Below are 15,095 nucleotides of genomic sequence, written 5' to 3' on the forward strand. Positions count from 1 at the left end.
CTAGGGTGCCACACCCCCGAGGGTGCCCGGCTTCTTCCGCGCGTCCCTCGCCAGCGTGGCCGCACCGACGATGGTTGTCTCGTCCCCGAGCTGTGCGGTGCGGATGCGGGCCAGCGGGCGGTGCCCGGCGCCGGTGACCACCCGCGCGTAGTGCTCGCGGGCCTCGTCCAGGAACAGTGTGGCCGACCCGGAGACCCCGCCGGCGACGACGACCACCTCGGGGTCGTAGACATCGGCGACCAGCGCCAGCCCTTCACCCAGCCAGCGCGCCAGCTCCGCCAGCGCGCGCAACGCGATCGGGTCGCCGTCCCGCGCGGCGCCCGCGACCCGCCGCCCGGTCACCGAGCCGGGGTCGCCGGACAGTTCCCTGGCCAGCACGGTGGACCGGCTCGGGTGCCTGGCCAGCAGTTCCACCGCGGTGGCCGCGAGCGCCGTGCCACTGCAGTACCGTTCCCAGCAGCCGTACTTGCCGCAGGAGCACGGCCGACCGCCGGGTACGACGCACAGGTGCCCCAGCTCCGGCGCCACCCCGTGCGCCCCGCGGAAGAGGTCGCCGCCGAGCAGCAGCCCGGCGCCGATGCCGGTGCCCACCGCGATCAGGCAGGCCACCCGCGCTCCCCGTGCCGCGCCGTACCGGTGCTCGCCGACCGTGGCCGCGTTCGCGTCGTGCTCGAGGGTCACCGGCAGGCCCACCCGCTTGGCGATCCGGTCGGCCACCGGGCTGGCCCGCCAGGCCAGGTGCGGCGCGAACATCACCGAACGGCGGTCGGTGCCGACGAACGCGGCCACGGCAAGGCCCACCGCGGCCACCTCGTGCCGGTTGCGCAGCTGGGCGACCACCCCGGCGATCGCGTCCTCCAGCGCGTCCTCCCCGCCAGGGGTGGCGACCCGTGCGGTGTCCAGCAGGTCGCCCTGCTCGTCGACGACGCCGGCCCGCACGCTCGTTCCCCCGACGTCAACACCGATCGTCAGCACCTAGCGTTCCTCCGCCGACCGCGCCGAATCCCAGTCCTCCCGACGGTGCACGGCGATCCGCTGCACCCGCTGCCCGGCGTCCTGCCCCGCCGGTTCGGCACCGGCGTCCGGCCGGAAGCCGGGCATGTGCACGCCCTGCTCCGGCTCCCAGCGGTCGGCGAGCACCGCCCGCAGCAGCGCCACCAGCTGGGTGGCCTGGTCCAGCAGCCGGGCGGCGAACTCCGGGCGTTCCCCGCGGGCGACGGCGACCACGGCGCACAGCGGGCACCAGCCGCAGGTGGTCGGCCCCGCCGGTTCCTCCTCGGCCGCGCGCTGCCGGTGCTCGCCACCGTCGGTGCCGCCGTGGCCGGCGGCGACCAGCCCGTCCAGCCACGGCGCCGCGCGCTCGACCACCAGCTCCACCAGTAACCGGATCTCCTCGGCCAGCCGGGCCGCGGCGGTCTCCTCGGTCATCGCTCGCTCCCGCTCTCCCGGACGAAGGACACCAGCAGGCCCCGCGCACCGGCCTCGGCGCCGGTCACCCGGCACGGCCGCAGCAGCTCGGGCAGCGCGATGAGCCTGCGGAACCCGTCCACCGTGATCGCCAGGTCGTCCTCCACCCTGGCGAGGTCCACCGCCGCGTCCTTGCTCAACGGCAGCGCCACCCGCAGCTCGTAGCCGTTGTCCACTTCGGACACCCGTAGCAGCGGTGCGGCCGGGGCGTCCTCGCCGTCGAGCGGATCGTGACCGCCGTAGAGTTCCTCGGCGATCGCCCGCAGCGCGGGCAGGCCGACCGGCTCGGCCGCGCGGTGTTCCACCGGCCGCACCAGCGCCGGGTCGAGGCCCGCTCCGGCGAACTCACCCAGCACGGCCTGCTGCTGCGCCCGCCGGGTTCGCATCCAGGAGGCGGCGGCCCCGCGCCACCGGCCCGGCGTCGGCATCACCCTGTTGACCACCAGCCCGTCCACCCGGATCCCGCGCAGGGCGAGCGAGCTGAGCGTGCGGCGGGTCTCGGCCACCACCACCCGCTCCGGGGTGAGCACCAGCCGGACGGTGGTGACGCCGGGATCGGTCAACAGCTCGCGCAGCGACGCCAGGTGCTCGCCCAGCTGCCGCACCGAGTCGGCGGCGCGCGCCCAGCGGCGCCCACCGATCCTGGCCGGCCTGCCGAAGATCCTCCCGAGGTAGCCGGAGATGGCCTCCGGAAGCGCGAGTAGCCGCAGGGTCTCCGCGGTCGGACCGCAGTCCACCACCACGGTGTCCCACGGCCCGGACCGGGCGAGACGGTGCACCTCGGTGAGCGCGAGCACCTCGTCGATCCCGGGCAGTACGGTCAGTTCCTCGGCGTCCAGCGCGTCCACCCCGGCGCCGGCCAGCGCGTGCCGCAGCGTGTGCCGCAGGTCCTGCCACGCCTGGTCGGCCAGCCCGCGCGGGTCCACCTGCACCGCGTGCAGGTGAGTGTCCACTTCGGAAGGATCGGCGGTGAGCGGGCGGCCGAAGGCGTCGCCGAGGGAGTGCGCCGGATCGGTCGAGACCACCAGTGCCTTCCTGCCCGTGCCGGCGAGCCCGGCGGCCGTGGCCGCGGCCAGGGTGGTCTTGCCGACCCCGCCCTTGCCGGTGAACAGCAGGATGCGCACGCCTGTCCTTTCCTGCCGCCTACGCCAGGTTCTCCACCCGGCGCTTCAGCTCCTTCAACGCGGTATCCATGATCATCTTCTCGGCCTTGCGACGAAGCAGGCCGATCATCGGCAGCGCGAGCTCGACGGAGAGGGTGTAGGTGACCTTGGTCGCCGCACCCCGCGGCTCGAGCAGGTAACGACCGTTCTGCGCCTTCTGCATCTGGCCCTTGACCAGGTGCCAGCTCACCGAGAGCCCGTCATCGGCCCAGTCGTACTCGAGGGTGTAGACGTCCTTCACCGGCCCGGCGTCCAAGGTGAACCTGACCTGCTTGGCCCTGCCCTGCTCGTCCTCGGCGAGTACCTCGGTCTCCTGGACGGCCTTGGCCCACTCCGGGTAGGCGGGCAGGTCCGCGATCACGGCCATGATCCGCTCGGGTGCGGCGGCGACCTCGATGGACTGCGTGGACTCGTCGGCCATGCGGATGAGGCTACCGTCTCGCCGGCGGCGCACTGTCCGCCGGGACGCGTCACCAGCGCAGCACGTAGGGTGACTCGGCTTCCTTGAAGTGACCGACGTTACGGCACTCGGTGAAGGCGACCCGCGCCCGCGAGCTCAGCGGCTGGTGCACGTGCCCGAACAGGGACCACCGCGGCTGCTCCTTTCCGAGCAGGTCCAGCAGCGCGTCCGAGCCGAGTTCCGCACGCCGGGCGACCACGTCGTAGGTCAGCTCGGCGACGGCGGGCGGTATGTGCGTGCACAGCACGTCGACCCCGGACAGGGCGGCCACCGAGGCGTCGTAGTCCTCCCTGGTGCGCAGGTACGGCTGCCATACGGCGCTGCGGCGCGGGGTCACCCCCGGCGGCAGCAGCGCCCCGCCGACGAAGCCGAAGCGCAACCCGCCGAGCTCGGCCACCTCGCCGTCCAGCACCCGCACGCCGGCGCCGGCGAACTCCGGCCACAGGGCGGGGGTGTCCACGTTGCCGGGGGTGGCGTAGGTCGGCGCGGTCATCGCCGCGAACAGGGTCGCGTACTGCTCCCGCACCGCTTCCTCGACCGCGCCCGCCGGGTCCTCGAGGCTCGCCCACAGCGAGCGGGAGAACGCGATGGTGTCCTCCCTGGTCCCCTCGCGGCGCAGCCGCGCGAAGGTGGCGACCTGCTCGGCGCCGAACAGCGCGCCGAGGATCCCCTTGCCGTGCTCGCGGTAGTCGACGAAGTCGAGCAGGTCACCCAGGACGATCAGGGCATCGGCGCCGTCCCCCGCGCGGGCGAGGGCCTCGGCGTTGCCGTGTACGTCGGAGACGACATGAACCCTCACGCCGCCCCAGCTTACCCAGTTCGCGGCGGGATGCCGGGCTCCCTGCCGTCCTCGAGGGTCTCCTTGAGGTCCAGCGCGATACCCTTGGCCGCCCGTGCCCTGCGGTCGAACTCCCTGCGCAGCTCGCCGGGCCGGACCGGAAGCGGGCGGCCGCCCGGCCCCACGAGTGAGGCACGCAGGAAGTAATGCAGCACGGTCCCGTCCAGCATCGGCTCCAGCCAGATCTCCATCGTGCCCACCAGCGCACCCCGCACGGTCCAGCGCAGGCCATGCTCACCGCGGTCGGTGTAGACCTCCAGCACCAGGTCCGGCCAGTACCGCGCCCAGGACCGCGGATCGGCGAATGCCGCCGCGACCGTACTCGGCGGGACCGCGAGGAACGTTTCGTCGACGATGTCCAGCGCCGGTGTCGAGTTGTCCATAACGGTCACGCATGCAGAATGTCACGCCACCAGGGCATAGCGGCGGGCACCATAGTCAAACCGTATTCGACCAGCTAGGTTGACCGACGAGTAACACCAGGCTGGAGATCTGATCCGGAGGTCCACGTGCGCGAGTACAGCGCTCCCGCAACCCAGGCGGTCGACGAGGACGAGAACATGGCCGACATCGTGTGGGCGAATGCCGAACGGTTCGGCGATGTGGTCAGCTTCCGGCGCCAGGTCGACGGTTCCTGGCTGGACGTGACCGCGCGGGAGTTCGCCGCACAGGTGCTGGCGGTGGCGAAGGGCCTGATCAGCGCGGGCATCGGCAAGGGCGACCGGGTCGGGCTGATGTCCAAGACCCGCTACGAGTGGACACTCATCGACTTCGCCATCTGGGCGGCCGGCGGGGTCACCGTGCCGATCTACGACACCTCCTCGGCCGAGCAGGTGCACTGGATCCTGGCCGACTCCGGCGCGAAGGCGGTGTTCGTGGAGACCGCCGAGCACCACGCCACCCTCGGCGAGCACAGGGGCAAGCTGGAGAACCTCGAACACGCGTGGCAGATCGAGGGTTCCGGCGGTGCGATCGAGGAACTGACCGCGGCCGGGGACGGGCTCGGCGACGAGGAGGCGCACAACCGGCGCACCTCGGTGGGCTCGGACGAGCTGGCCACCATCGTCTACACCTCGGGCACCACGGGCAGGCCCAAGGGCGTCGAGCTGACCCACTACAACCTCCTCGCCGAGGTCCGCGCGGACATCGACGCGTTCCCGCAACTGATGGAGCAGGGCAACTCGCTGCTGATCTTCCTGCCGCTCGCGCACATCCTCGCCCGCGCGATCGCGATCACCGCGCTGACCGCGCGGGTCACCCTCGGGCACACCGCCGACGTCAAGGACCTGGTCGCCGACCTCGGCACCTTCCGTCCCACCTTCGTAGTGGCCGTGCCGCGGGTGTTCGAGAAGGTGTACAACAACGCGAAGCTGAAAGCGCACTCCGAGGGCAAGGGCAAGATCTTCGACGCGGCCGAGGCCACCGCGGTGGCCTACAGCCAGGCCCGCGACGCCGGCAGCGTCGGGCTCGGGCTGCGGCTGAAGCACGCGGTGTTCGACAAACTCGTCTTCGCCAAGCTACGGGCCGCGCTCGGCGGACGCTGCAAGGCGGCGGTCTCCGGGGGCGCACCGCTGGGCGGGCGGCTGGCGCACTTCTTCCGCGGGGTCGGCGTCCCGGTGTTCGAGGGCTACGGGCTCACCGAGACCTCCGCGGCCGCCTGCGTGAACACCGAGAACGCGTTCAAGGTCGGCACCGTGGGCAAGCCGGTGGCAGGCACCTCGGTCCGCGTCGCCGAGGACGGGGAGGTGCTGCTGAAGGGCGACGTGGTTTTCGGCGGCTACTGGAACAACCCGGACGCCACCCGGGAGTCGCTCGAGGACGGCTGGTTCCACACCGGGGACCTCGGCGAGCTGGACGGCGAGGGCTTCCTCCGGATCACCGGGCGGAAGAAGGAGATCATCGTCACCGCCGGCGGCAAGAACGTCGCACCCTCCGGCCTCGAGGATCGGATGAAGGCGAACCCGCTGATCAGCCAGGCGATGGTGGTCGGCGACCAGCGCCCGTTCATCGGTGTGCTGGTGACCATCGACGAGGAGTTCTTCCCCACCTGGAAGTCCCAGCACGGCAAGCCGGAGGGCACGACCGTGGCGGACCTGGCCGAGGACACCGACCTGCGGGCGACCGTGCAACAGGCGGTGGACGAGGCGAACAAGGCCGTATCGCACGCCGAGGCGATCAAGAAGTTCACCATCCTGCCGAACGACTTCAGCGAGGCCGGCGGCGAGATCACCCCCAGCCTGAAGCTCAAGCGCAATGTCGTCAGCAAGAACCACGCGGGTGCCATCGAGGCCCTGTACGACAAGTAGCCGGGTCGACCGGCCCGCTCAGCGCGGCGGCAGGGTCGCCTCGATGCCGGCGATGATCCGGTCGATACCGCGCTCGAAGCGGTCGTCGGCGTCCCGGTGCTCGGCCTCCCTGAGCACCCTGGTGAAGTACGGGTAGTCGCCGCTGCTGATCAGGCTCTCCACGTAGGGGCCCATGCACTCCTGCCACCGCTCGAGGTCGGTGTGTTCCCAGGCCTGGCGTTCCGCGAGCTCCCGCTGCGCGAAACCGGCGACCCAGTTGGTGAGCCACTCGTAGGTCTCCAGCATGTCGTCGATGCCGAGACCCAGCCCGTCCACGGCGGCCATGGCGTACTCGAGCCCGCGCAGCATGTTGGGCCCCATCGCGGGTCGGCCGACGGCGAGCAGGGTCAGCCACGGGTGGGCCAGGTACAACCGCCGGTGCTCGCGCGCCAGCATGCGCAGGTTCACCCGCCACTCACCGGTCAGCTCCGGCCGGGGTTCCTTGCCGATCATCCGGTCGAGCATCAGGTCGTGGAGGGCCTCCTTGTTCTCCACGTAACGGTAGAGGCTCATCGCGCCGGTCCCGAGCCGTGCGGCCACCTTGCGCATGGACACCGCGGCCAGCCCCAGCTCGTCGGCCAGCGCGATCGCCGCGTCGGCGATCTGTTCCCGGCTGTAGCCCGGCGCGGGCCCCCGCGAGCCGTGCTCGGCGGGTAGCCACAACCGCACCTGGACGGGTACCTGCTCCGCATCCACCGCGGACCGCTTCCCGGGACCGCCGGACCGCTCCACTGCCACCTCAGTCACCTCGCCAGCACAGAGAGGGTTGTTCAGCACGACCCGGCGACCGCGGGCCGCCAGGCCCATTATCACCGCGGCGCGCAGCGCCACCGATGGGGTGACGGTGGGCGACGGGCGGGATGTCGTTGCGGGTCACAGCAGTAGTGACGCGCGCAACGGACCTGAACAACCCGACTTTCGACTGGACACGGAGCCTGCCAAACGTACCGCGATACTTGGTTGCGTACATCGTACCCGGTTGGTTAGCGTGAACCGCGTACAACGTACTCACTGGAGGGGCCATGGGAACCACGAACGGCGACGCCATCGTCGTCGCCGAGGGGCTGCACAAGAGATTCGGCAGTACCCACGCACTCGCCGGGCTGGACCTGTCCGTACCGCGGGGGACGGTCTACGGGCTGCTCGGGCCGAACGGCGCGGGCAAGAGCACGGCCGTACGGGTATTCGCCACGCTCACCAGGCCGGACTCCGGCAGCGCGTCGGTGGCGGGGCACGACGTGGTGCGCGAGCCGCACGCCGTGCGCGGCCGGATCGGGCTGGCCGGGCAGCACGCGGCACTGGACGAGATCCTCACCGGCAGGGAGAACCTGCGGATCTTCGGCAAGCTGTTCCGGCTGGGCACCAGGCGCGCCCGCCTGCGGGCCGACGAGCTACTCGAGCGGTTCGACCTCGCGCACGCGGCCGACCGGCCGGTGAAGACCTACTCCGGGGGTATGCGGCGCAGGCTCGACCTCATCTCCAGCCTGATCGTGGCGCCGACCGTGCTGTTCCTCGACGAGCCGACCACCGGGCTCGACCCGCGCAGCCGCAACGAGATCTGGGACACCGTGCGCGAGCTCGTCTCGGACGGCACCACGGTGCTGCTCACCACCCAGTACCTGGACGAGGCCGACCAGCTCGCCGCGAACATCGCGGTGATCGACTCCGGCACGGTGATCGCCTCCGGAAGTCCGCACGAGCTCAAGGCGCGGATCGGCGGCCGGATCGACGTCACCCTCAGCCCCGGCGTCGACCTGCCTGCGGCCGGGCGGGCACTGGCCCGCATCGCCGACTCCGGGGAACCGGACATCGACCAGGACAACCGGCTGCTCAGCGTGCCGGTGCTGGGCGTCACCCTCACCCTGCCCGATGTCGTGCGCAGGTTGGACGAGGCCGGGGTGCAGGCCGTGGATGTCGGCATCCGGCAGCCGACGCTGGACGAGGTGTTCCTCACGCTCACCGGCAAACCGACCCGGCAGGCGCCGACCGAGGGCAGCCCGCGGGTACCGGAGGTCGCCCGATGACCACACTCGACACCCCGCGGGGCTCTCGCCTGCTGGCCGGGTTCGGCGACGGGCTCACCGTCCTGCAACGCAACCTGCTCAAGCTCAAGCACCAGCCGAGCCAGATCGTCGCCACCTTCGCCTTCCCGCTCATCTCGGTGATCCTGTTCGGTTACGTGTTCGGCAGCGCCATCCCGATCCCGGGCGAGGTGGACTACCGCGAGTACCTGATGCCGGGGCTGTTCGTGATGGGCACCGTGTTCGGCCTGGTCGGCTCGCTCACCGTGGTCGCCAAGGACAACGGTCTCGGCGTGATGGACCGGTTCCGCTCCATGCCGATGTCCCGCGTCGCCGTCCCGTTCGGCCAGACCGCGGCCGACCTGCTCGTCGCCGCGGGCAGCCTGCTGGTGATGGCCGGCTGCGGGCTGCTGTTCGGCTGGCGGGCGCACAACGGGCTCGGCGCCGCGCTCGGGGCCTTCGGGCTGCTGCTGTTGCTGCAGTACGCGGTGTCCTGGATCGGGGTCTACTTCGGTTCCCTGATCAAGGACGAGGAGACCGCGGCGAAGATCTCCCCGCTGGTCATGCCGGTGACGATGATCTCCAACGTCTTCGTGCCGACCGAGGGAATGCCGGCGATCCTGCGCACCATCGCGGACTGGAACCCGGTGAGCGCGGCGGCGATGGCCTGCCGGGAGTTGTTCGGCAACATGCCGGCGATGCCGCGGGGTGAGACCGCCTGGCCGGTGGCCAATCCGGTGCTGGCCACCGTCGGCTGGTCGGTCCTGCTACTGCTGATCTTCGTTCCGCTGGCCGTCCGCCGTTTCCGCACCGCCGGCCTCTGACCCCGCCGGAGGTGCCCTGGACGCCGACGTCCAGGAACACGCTTCAGTGGATCAGGGGGACCACTGGGGCGGGTTTGTCGGACAGCGGCAGGTTGAAGCGCTGGGCCAGGTAGGAGGCCACCTCGTGGAACAACGGGCCCGCGTTGTCGGTATCCGGGGCGTCCAGCCGGACACCGACCACGAACCGCGGGTTGTCCGCGGGCAGGATCCCGGCGAAGGTGATGTTCTCCAGCGTGGAGCTGTATGCCTTGGTCTCCGGGTCGATCTGCTGCCCGGTGCCGGTCTTGCCGGAGATCTGGTACCCGTCCAGTGCCGCCCCGGGCGCGGTGCCGTTGTCGTTGTGGTCGCCGACGCTGCTGTCCTGGGTGACGGCCCGCAGCATGTCCTTCACCGTCTTCGCCGTCTGTGGACCGACCACCTGCTGGGTATCCGGCGGTGGTTCGGGGACCCTGGTGCCGTCCGGCTTCACCGTGGCCCGCACCAGCCGAGGCTCCACCCGCAGGCCCTCGTTGGCGATCGCCTGGAACATCGCGGTCATCTGCACGACGGTCATCGACAGCCCCTGACCGATCGGCAGGTTGCCGAAGGTGGTTCCGGACCAGGAGTCCCGCGGCGGCACGTACCCCGGGCTCTCCCCCGGCAGCCCGATGCCGGTGGGCTGACCGAGGCCGAACCGCCGCACCAGCTCCATGTAACGCTCCGGTCCGATCTTGTCGGCCAGCAACAGGGTGCCGACGTTCGAAGACTTCGCGAAGATGCCGGTGGTGGTGAACCGCTGGGTGGGGTGGCTCCACGCGTCGTGCACGGTGTGGTCGGCCACCCGGACGTGGTCGGGCACCTCGTACACCGAGTCCGGCTCGGTCACGCCGTACTCGATGGCGGCCGCCGCGGTGACCACCTTGTTCACCGAGCCCGGCTCGAACGGGGTGGTGACCGCCTCGTTGCTCAACAGGTCGTCGGTGAGGGTGTCGCTGTCGTTCGGGTTGAACGTCTGGTCGTTGGCCAGCGCGTAGACCTCGCCGGTCCGCGCGTCCATGACCACGGCACTACCGCCCTTGGCGTGTGTCTTCCTGACGTACTCACCGAGCTCGCGCTGCAGGTAGTACTGGACGTCGGAGTCGATGGTCAGTTCCAGGTCGGAGCCCGCCGTCGCCGGCTGCAACTCCCGTTCCGAGCCCGGCATGACCACGCTGTTGCTGCCCTGTGCGGTGTCCACCAGCCTGCGCCCGGGCGTGCCGGCAAGGGTCTTGTCCCGCGTGCTCTCCAGGCCGACCAGGCCGTGCAGGTTGTGCTTGAAGACGTCCGGGTTCTCCATCCGCCAGTTGGCATAGCCGATCACGTTGGCGGCCAGCGTGCCTCCGGGGTACTCCCGCTGGGCGCGCTTCTCCACACCGATCTCGGGGTACTTCTCGGTGATCTCCTCGGCGACCGAGGGCATCACGCCGTCCACCAGGTAGGTGAACGAGTTCGGCTTGTTGAACCGCCGCAGCAGGTCCTGTTCGGTGGTCTTGTCCGGCACCTTCTCCGCGATGAACCTGGCGACCTCGGCCACCCTCGTCTGGAAGTTCCTGCCCTGCTCGGGGTGTTTGCGGGCGATCTCGTTCCACTGCTCCCGCATCGACCGCAGGCTCACCGTGAGGGTGCGGGTCTCCACGCTGAACGCGAGCTTCGCTCCGTTACGGTCCACAATGGCCCCACGGTGCGCGGGCAGGTCGATCGTGGTGGTGCGCTGCTGCTCGGCCCGCTTGGACAGCGCCTCCGCCTCGAAGGCCTGTACGTGCACCAGCTTCAACCCGGCCGCGCAGAGCACCACGACCAGCACGATCCGGACCAACGTGAACCGGCTTCTGGCTCCGCTCTTGTCGTTGACGGCGCTGGTCCGGCGCGAGCCCGCCGAGTAGGTGCGGCGGATGCTGCTGCTGGGGCGGCCCGTCCGGCGCGCGTCACCCGGCATCGTCAGTCTCCTCCCCCTGGTGCCGCGTTGTCCCCCGCCTGCCGCTCACCGCCTGGCGCGCTGTCCCGGTCGTCCTGGTCCGCGTCGTCCTGGTCCGCGTCGTCCTGGTTCGCGCCGTCCTGGTTTCCCGCGTCCGGCTCCGACTCCGCGGGCGGGGTCGCCGGCGGTGGTGGGGCCGGCGTGGTGACCTTCTCCGGCTCGCCGACCAGGGTGGTCTCGCCCTCGCGGTCGACGACCAGCCGGGCGGGGTCACCGCCGGGCACCATGCCGAGCTGCCGTGCCTGCTCGGCGAGCCAGGACGGGGACTCCCGCATGGTGACCTCGCGTTGCAGTTGCTCGGCCCGCTCGCTGAGGTCGGCGTTGGCCTGCCGGAGTTCCTTGAGCCGGTAGGTGTCGGCGATGGCCTGGGTGGACAGCCACAGCGTGGTGGCCACCCCCGCGGCGAGCAGTCCCATCATCACCAGCACGAAGGACGCCCGTGAGCGCGGCAGGCGCAGCTTGACCAGCCGAAGCAGCCGGAACCGGCGGCGGCCGCCGGTATCGGCTTCGGCGGCACGCAGCTCCTCGGTCCGCTGCGCGCGACGGGCGTAGGCACGCTCGGCCGCCGAGCTGCGCCCGCGTGGCTGGGCACGGCGGGGAGCCCTGGTCTCCGGTTCCTCCGGCGCCTCCACGGTGGACTGCGCCGGCTTGGTCCGCGTACGGACCTGCTGGGCACGCGTGCGGGTGCGGGTGCGTGTCCGGGCGGGAGCCGTCATGCTGCCTCTCCAATCCGCTCCGCCGCGCGTAGCCGCACAGAGCTCGCGCGCGGGTTCTGCCGCATCTCCGTCTCGTCCGCCTTCTCCGCACCCCTGGTCAGCAGCCGCAGCTGTGGCCCATGGCCCGGCAGCTCGACCGGCAGCCCTTCCGGGGTGCGGGACGTGGCGAGCTCGGCGAAGGCACGCTTCACCATCCGGTCCTCCAGCGAGTGGTAGGACTCGACGACGATCCGGCCACCGACGGCCAGCGCCGCCAGCGCGGCCGGGATGGCGGCCCGCAGCACCTCCAGCTCGCCGTTCACCTCGATGCGCAGTGCCTGGAAGGTGCGCTTGGCCGGGTGCCCCCCTGTCCGCCTGCTCGGCGCGGGCACCTGGTCGTACAGCAGCCGCACCAGCCGCTCACTGCGGTCGAACGGCTGCCGTTGCCGCTCCGCCACGACCGCCTTGGCGATCCGGGCTGCGAACCGTTCCTCGCCGTAGTCCCGCAGTACTCTGGTCAGTTCGGTGGCGGGATAGGTGTTCAGCACGTCGGCCGCGGTCGGTCCGGAGGTCGCGTCCATCCGCATGTCCAGCGGCGCGTCCCTGGCGTAGGAGAAACCACGCTCGGTACGGTCGAGCTGCATCGACGACACGCCGAGATCGAACAACACACCGTCCACACGGGACAGACCGAACTCGGCCAGCACCTGGGGCATCCGGTCGTAGACGGCGTGTACGAAATGGACTCGGTCGCCGTGCCGGGCCAGCCGCTCGGCGGACCGCTCGAGTGCGGCGGGATCGGTGTCCAGTGCGATGACCCGCAAGCCGGGATGCGCGGACAGCAGGGCGTCGGCATGACCACCGAGCCCGACCGTCGCGTCGACCAGCACGGCCTCCCGGTCGGCGAGCGCGGGGGCGAACAGGGCGAGCACGCGCTCCGCCAGCACCGGTAGATGCTCGGTCACGGCCAACCCCCCTTCCGCAGTCCTGGCGCCCGACCGACGGCCCGTGGCGTCGCCGCCCTCACCGATGCCGTCAGGTCTCCGCCCGCCCGCTGTGGACCTGGTGCCGGGGAAGGTGCACCAGGGCCACTGAGCGGACAGAGGCCTCACGGCATCCGCGTCCACCATCTCCGGGCCGCGCCGGCTCCCCTCACGCCGCCCGCGACCCCCGCCCCCCGACGGCGGGGGTGCGGACGGCCGCGCGACTAGAACACGCCCGGCAGTACTTCCTCCTGCGCTTTCGCGTAGCTCTCCTCGTGTTCCTCCAGGTAGACCTCCCACGCCTGGGAGTCCCAGATCTCCAACCTGGTGATCGCACCGATCACCACGCACTCCTTGTTCAGCCCGGCATAGCGCCGCAGCTCGGGCGCGATCGCGATGCGCCCCTGCCCGTCCGGGCGTTGTTCGTCGGTACCGGCGAACAGGTACCGCTGGTAGGCCCGAACCGCCTCGTTGGTGAACGGGGCCTCGGCGACCTTGCGCGCCATCTGCTCGAACTCGGCACGCGGGAAGACGTAGAGGCAGTGATCCTGTCCCTTGGTGATCATCAGCCCACCCGCCAACGCGTCCCGGAACTTCGCAGGCAACGTGAGCCGCCCTTTGTCGTCCAGTTTCGGGGTGTGGGTGCCGAGAAACATCGGCCGCCACCTCCCTACCGAACTCCGCCGTCCCGCCAGCGGCGGTTCCACCGAGATCGGCCACGGGGGCTCCCTTCCGCCCCACTGGCCACCACCGTACCCCACTTTCCACCACAGTCAACGCTGAATGACACCAAAGAGGACTACTCTGTCGACGTTTTCGCAGGTCACAAAGGTGGCTTCCGGTGGGTGGTCGTGGGGGAACATCGCCGTCCCGGGTGATACCGCGGGCCCATATCGGGGGCGAGGACGGCGGGAAGGCGGCCCCTCGGCGGGCTCGCGGGCCGTGGTGGGGGTGGGTGGGAAGTCGGGTGGGCGAAGGTGGGGAGACCTGTTACCGCTCCAGGATGTCGGACAGCTTCCCGACCAGCCGCGCGCTGTCCGCGGGCGCGACACTCATCCAGTCCTGACCGCCCCGGCCGGGGGCCACGGTGCCGAGATAGGCACCGACGTCGGTGACGAACCAGCTCACCCCGCCCAGCCTGCGCACCTTGCCGCCGCGTTCCCGCGCCCGGACCGAGAACTGCCCCGCCCCGAACACCGGGCGCGCCTGGATCGCGAGTACCTCACGGGCCTGCTGCTGGTAGGGGGTGGACTTCTCGCCCTCCCCGCCCTCGTCGAACACCGGGTCCGTCATCCCGCCGCCGAGCCGCGCGGCGGGCAGGCTGATCCCGTAGCCGGGCCCGGGTTCCAGCTCGGGTAGGACCCCGACGGCAGCGGGCACCAGCTCGGTGTCCCGGATCTCCGACAGGCCGATCGTCTGCCGGGGCTGCACGGCGAGCACCGCCCGCGCTCCCCCGGCCGCAGCCACCGCGCGCAGCGGCTCGCCATCGGCGATATCGACCAGTGCCTCGCATTCCACGTACACCTCGGCCGTGGCCAGTGCGGCGAGCCGATCCTCCAGCACGGGGTCCAACCTGCCGTCCGCGAACAGCCCTCGCTCGGCCAGGTTGTCGTACACCGCGGCGCGGATATCGGTGCGCTCCTGCTCGGTCTCCCCGACGCTACGCACCGCGAGCGGTCCCGGTCGGGTGGAGTACCCGAGATCGGTCCAGAGGATGTCGAAGGCCGAGGCCGAGACCCGGATCATGAGTCAGTCCCCGGCGGGCCGGTCGCCGGTCAGGGTGGGTGGCGCGGCGAAGGCCGTGCGCGGCACGGCCGCCCGGAGCTCGGCATCCCGGTTGTTCATCACGTCGACCGCCTTCTGCCGGGCCGCTTCGGCGTCCTCGCGCCGCTGCGCCAGCGCGTCGGACAGCCCGACCAGCGCCTGGATGTCCCCGCCGGCCGCGGCCTCGCGGATCATCGCGGCGGGGTCGTACGCGACCGGCTCCGGCATCTCGGCCCTGGCCCTGGCCGCGACCGAGGCCTGCTGGCTCACCGCCTCCGCGACCGCCGCCGAGATCTCCGCCGCCTCGTCGGACCAGCCGGCGGCCTTGTCCAGCACTCCGCGCAGGGCATCGCCCGCGGTGCCCTGCCACAGTTCCACGCTGCCGGTGGACAGGTTCCGCAGCTCCTGCGTGGACTCCCGCAGTCGCCCGGCCAGCTCGCCCCAATGCAGGCCGATCTCGCCGGCGGCGCTCGGATCATTGCCCGACTCGACCTCGTCCCGCATGGTCTCGTGCCGGTAGGACTCGTACCGCCTGTTCGGGG

16 protein-coding genes are annotated in these 15,095 nt (G+C 71.4%); 3 read left to right on the forward strand and 13 right to left on the reverse strand.

All coding sequences use genetic code 11. The features are described 5' to 3' along the window. The 6 genes from FB471_RS30290 to FB471_RS30315 are packed head-to-tail and all read right to left on the reverse strand — an operon-like array spanning position 1 to position 4,311. Entirely contained in the window at positions 1 to 975 is a 975-nt protein-coding gene (locus tag FB471_RS30290) for an ROK family protein (protein WP_142003199.1), read from the reverse strand. Next, positions 976 to 1,428, reverse strand: a complete 453-nt coding sequence (locus tag FB471_RS30295; RefSeq protein ID WP_142003201.1) for a hypothetical protein — start codon at positions 1,426 to 1,428, stop codon at positions 976 to 978. It abuts the gene before it with no gap. Further along, on the reverse strand, positions 1,425 to 2,591 hold the full coding sequence (locus tag FB471_RS30300; RefSeq protein WP_142003203.1) for an ArsA family ATPase: 1,167 nt from the start codon (positions 2,589 to 2,591) through the stop codon (positions 1,425 to 1,427). Before FB471_RS30300 ends, FB471_RS30295 begins: the two co-directional genes overlap by 4 nt. Before the next feature lie 19 nt (positions 2,592 to 2,610). Continuing rightward, positions 2,611 to 3,051 carry an SRPBCC family protein gene (locus tag FB471_RS30305; RefSeq protein ID WP_142003205.1) on the reverse strand — a complete coding sequence of 147 codons (441 nt, stop codon included), beginning with the start codon at positions 3,049 to 3,051 and terminating at the stop codon, positions 2,611 to 2,613. A gap of 49 nt (positions 3,052 to 3,100) precedes the next feature. Next, a complete protein-coding gene (locus FB471_RS30310; protein ID WP_142003207.1) occupies positions 3,101 to 3,889 on the reverse strand; it encodes a metallophosphoesterase family protein in 789 nt (262 codons plus the stop codon). Positions 3,890 to 3,900: 11 nt separating this feature from the next. Continuing rightward, the gene (locus FB471_RS30315) at positions 3,901 to 4,311 is read right to left on the reverse strand and encodes a polyketide cyclase / dehydrase and lipid transport (RefSeq protein ID WP_142003922.1); all 411 of its coding nucleotides are present in this window, start codon (positions 4,309 to 4,311) and stop codon (positions 3,901 to 3,903) included. A 126-nt stretch (positions 4,312 to 4,437) separates the two neighbouring features. Between FB471_RS30315 and FB471_RS30320 the strand changes: the two genes are divergently transcribed. Continuing rightward, on the forward strand, positions 4,438 to 6,234 hold the full coding sequence (locus FB471_RS30320; protein WP_142003210.1) for an AMP-dependent synthetase/ligase: 1,797 nt from the start codon (positions 4,438 to 4,440) through the stop codon (positions 6,232 to 6,234). 18 nt (positions 6,235 to 6,252) lie between these two features. Here FB471_RS30320 and FB471_RS30325 read toward each other — a convergent pair whose 3' ends face one another. Then, positions 6,253 to 7,011: a TetR/AcrR family transcriptional regulator gene (locus FB471_RS30325; protein WP_246076799.1), complete on the reverse strand. Its 759-nt coding sequence runs from the start codon at positions 7,009 to 7,011 to the stop codon at positions 6,253 to 6,255. Positions 7,012 to 7,295: 284 nt separating this feature from the next. Here FB471_RS30325 and FB471_RS30330 point away from each other — a divergent pair, with 284 nt between their 5' ends. Then, positions 7,296 to 8,297: an ATP-binding cassette domain-containing protein gene (locus FB471_RS30330; protein ID WP_142003212.1), complete on the forward strand. Its 1,002-nt coding sequence runs from the start codon at positions 7,296 to 7,298 to the stop codon at positions 8,295 to 8,297. Then, on the forward strand, positions 8,294 to 9,118 hold the full coding sequence (locus FB471_RS30335; RefSeq protein ID WP_142003214.1) for an ABC transporter permease: 825 nt from the start codon (positions 8,294 to 8,296) through the stop codon (positions 9,116 to 9,118). Before FB471_RS30330 ends, FB471_RS30335 begins: the two co-directional genes overlap by 4 nt. A gap of 43 nt (positions 9,119 to 9,161) precedes the next feature. Here the strand turns inward: FB471_RS30335 and FB471_RS30340 are convergent, their stop codons facing one another. From FB471_RS30340 to FB471_RS30365, 6 genes are all read right to left on the reverse strand, one after another. Next, positions 9,162 to 11,072 (reverse strand): peptidoglycan D,D-transpeptidase FtsI family protein, encoded by a 1,911-nt coding sequence (locus tag FB471_RS30340; RefSeq protein ID WP_142003216.1) that lies wholly within the window; start codon positions 11,070 to 11,072, stop codon positions 9,162 to 9,164. 2 nt (positions 11,073 to 11,074) lie between these two features. After that, positions 11,075 to 11,827: a cell division protein FtsL gene (gene ftsL, locus FB471_RS30345; protein WP_142003218.1), complete on the reverse strand. Its 753-nt coding sequence runs from the start codon at positions 11,825 to 11,827 to the stop codon at positions 11,075 to 11,077. Continuing rightward, the gene (gene rsmH, locus FB471_RS30350; protein WP_246076800.1) at positions 11,824 to 12,777 is read right to left on the reverse strand and encodes a 16S rRNA (cytosine(1402)-N(4))-methyltransferase RsmH; all 954 of its coding nucleotides are present in this window, start codon (positions 12,775 to 12,777) and stop codon (positions 11,824 to 11,826) included. Before rsmH ends, ftsL begins: the two co-directional genes overlap by 4 nt. A 236-nt stretch (positions 12,778 to 13,013) precedes the next feature. Continuing rightward, entirely contained in the window at positions 13,014 to 13,445 is a 432-nt protein-coding gene (gene mraZ / locus FB471_RS30355; protein WP_142003222.1) for a division/cell wall cluster transcriptional repressor MraZ, read from the reverse strand. Between the two features lie 334 nt (positions 13,446 to 13,779). Continuing rightward, the gene (locus FB471_RS30360) at positions 13,780 to 14,535 is read right to left on the reverse strand and encodes an ESX secretion-associated protein EspG (protein ID WP_142003225.1); all 756 of its coding nucleotides are present in this window, start codon (positions 14,533 to 14,535) and stop codon (positions 13,780 to 13,782) included. Positions 14,536 to 14,538: 3 nt separating this feature from the next. Further along, positions 14,539 to 15,057: a PE-PGRS family protein gene (locus FB471_RS30365; RefSeq protein ID WP_142003924.1), complete on the reverse strand. Its 519-nt coding sequence runs from the start codon at positions 15,055 to 15,057 to the stop codon at positions 14,539 to 14,541. Positions 15,058 to 15,095 lie beyond the last annotated feature (38 nt).

Source organism: Amycolatopsis cihanbeyliensis (assembly GCF_006715045.1).
GTDB lineage: Bacteria > Actinomycetota > Actinomycetes > Mycobacteriales > Pseudonocardiaceae > Amycolatopsis > Amycolatopsis cihanbeyliensis.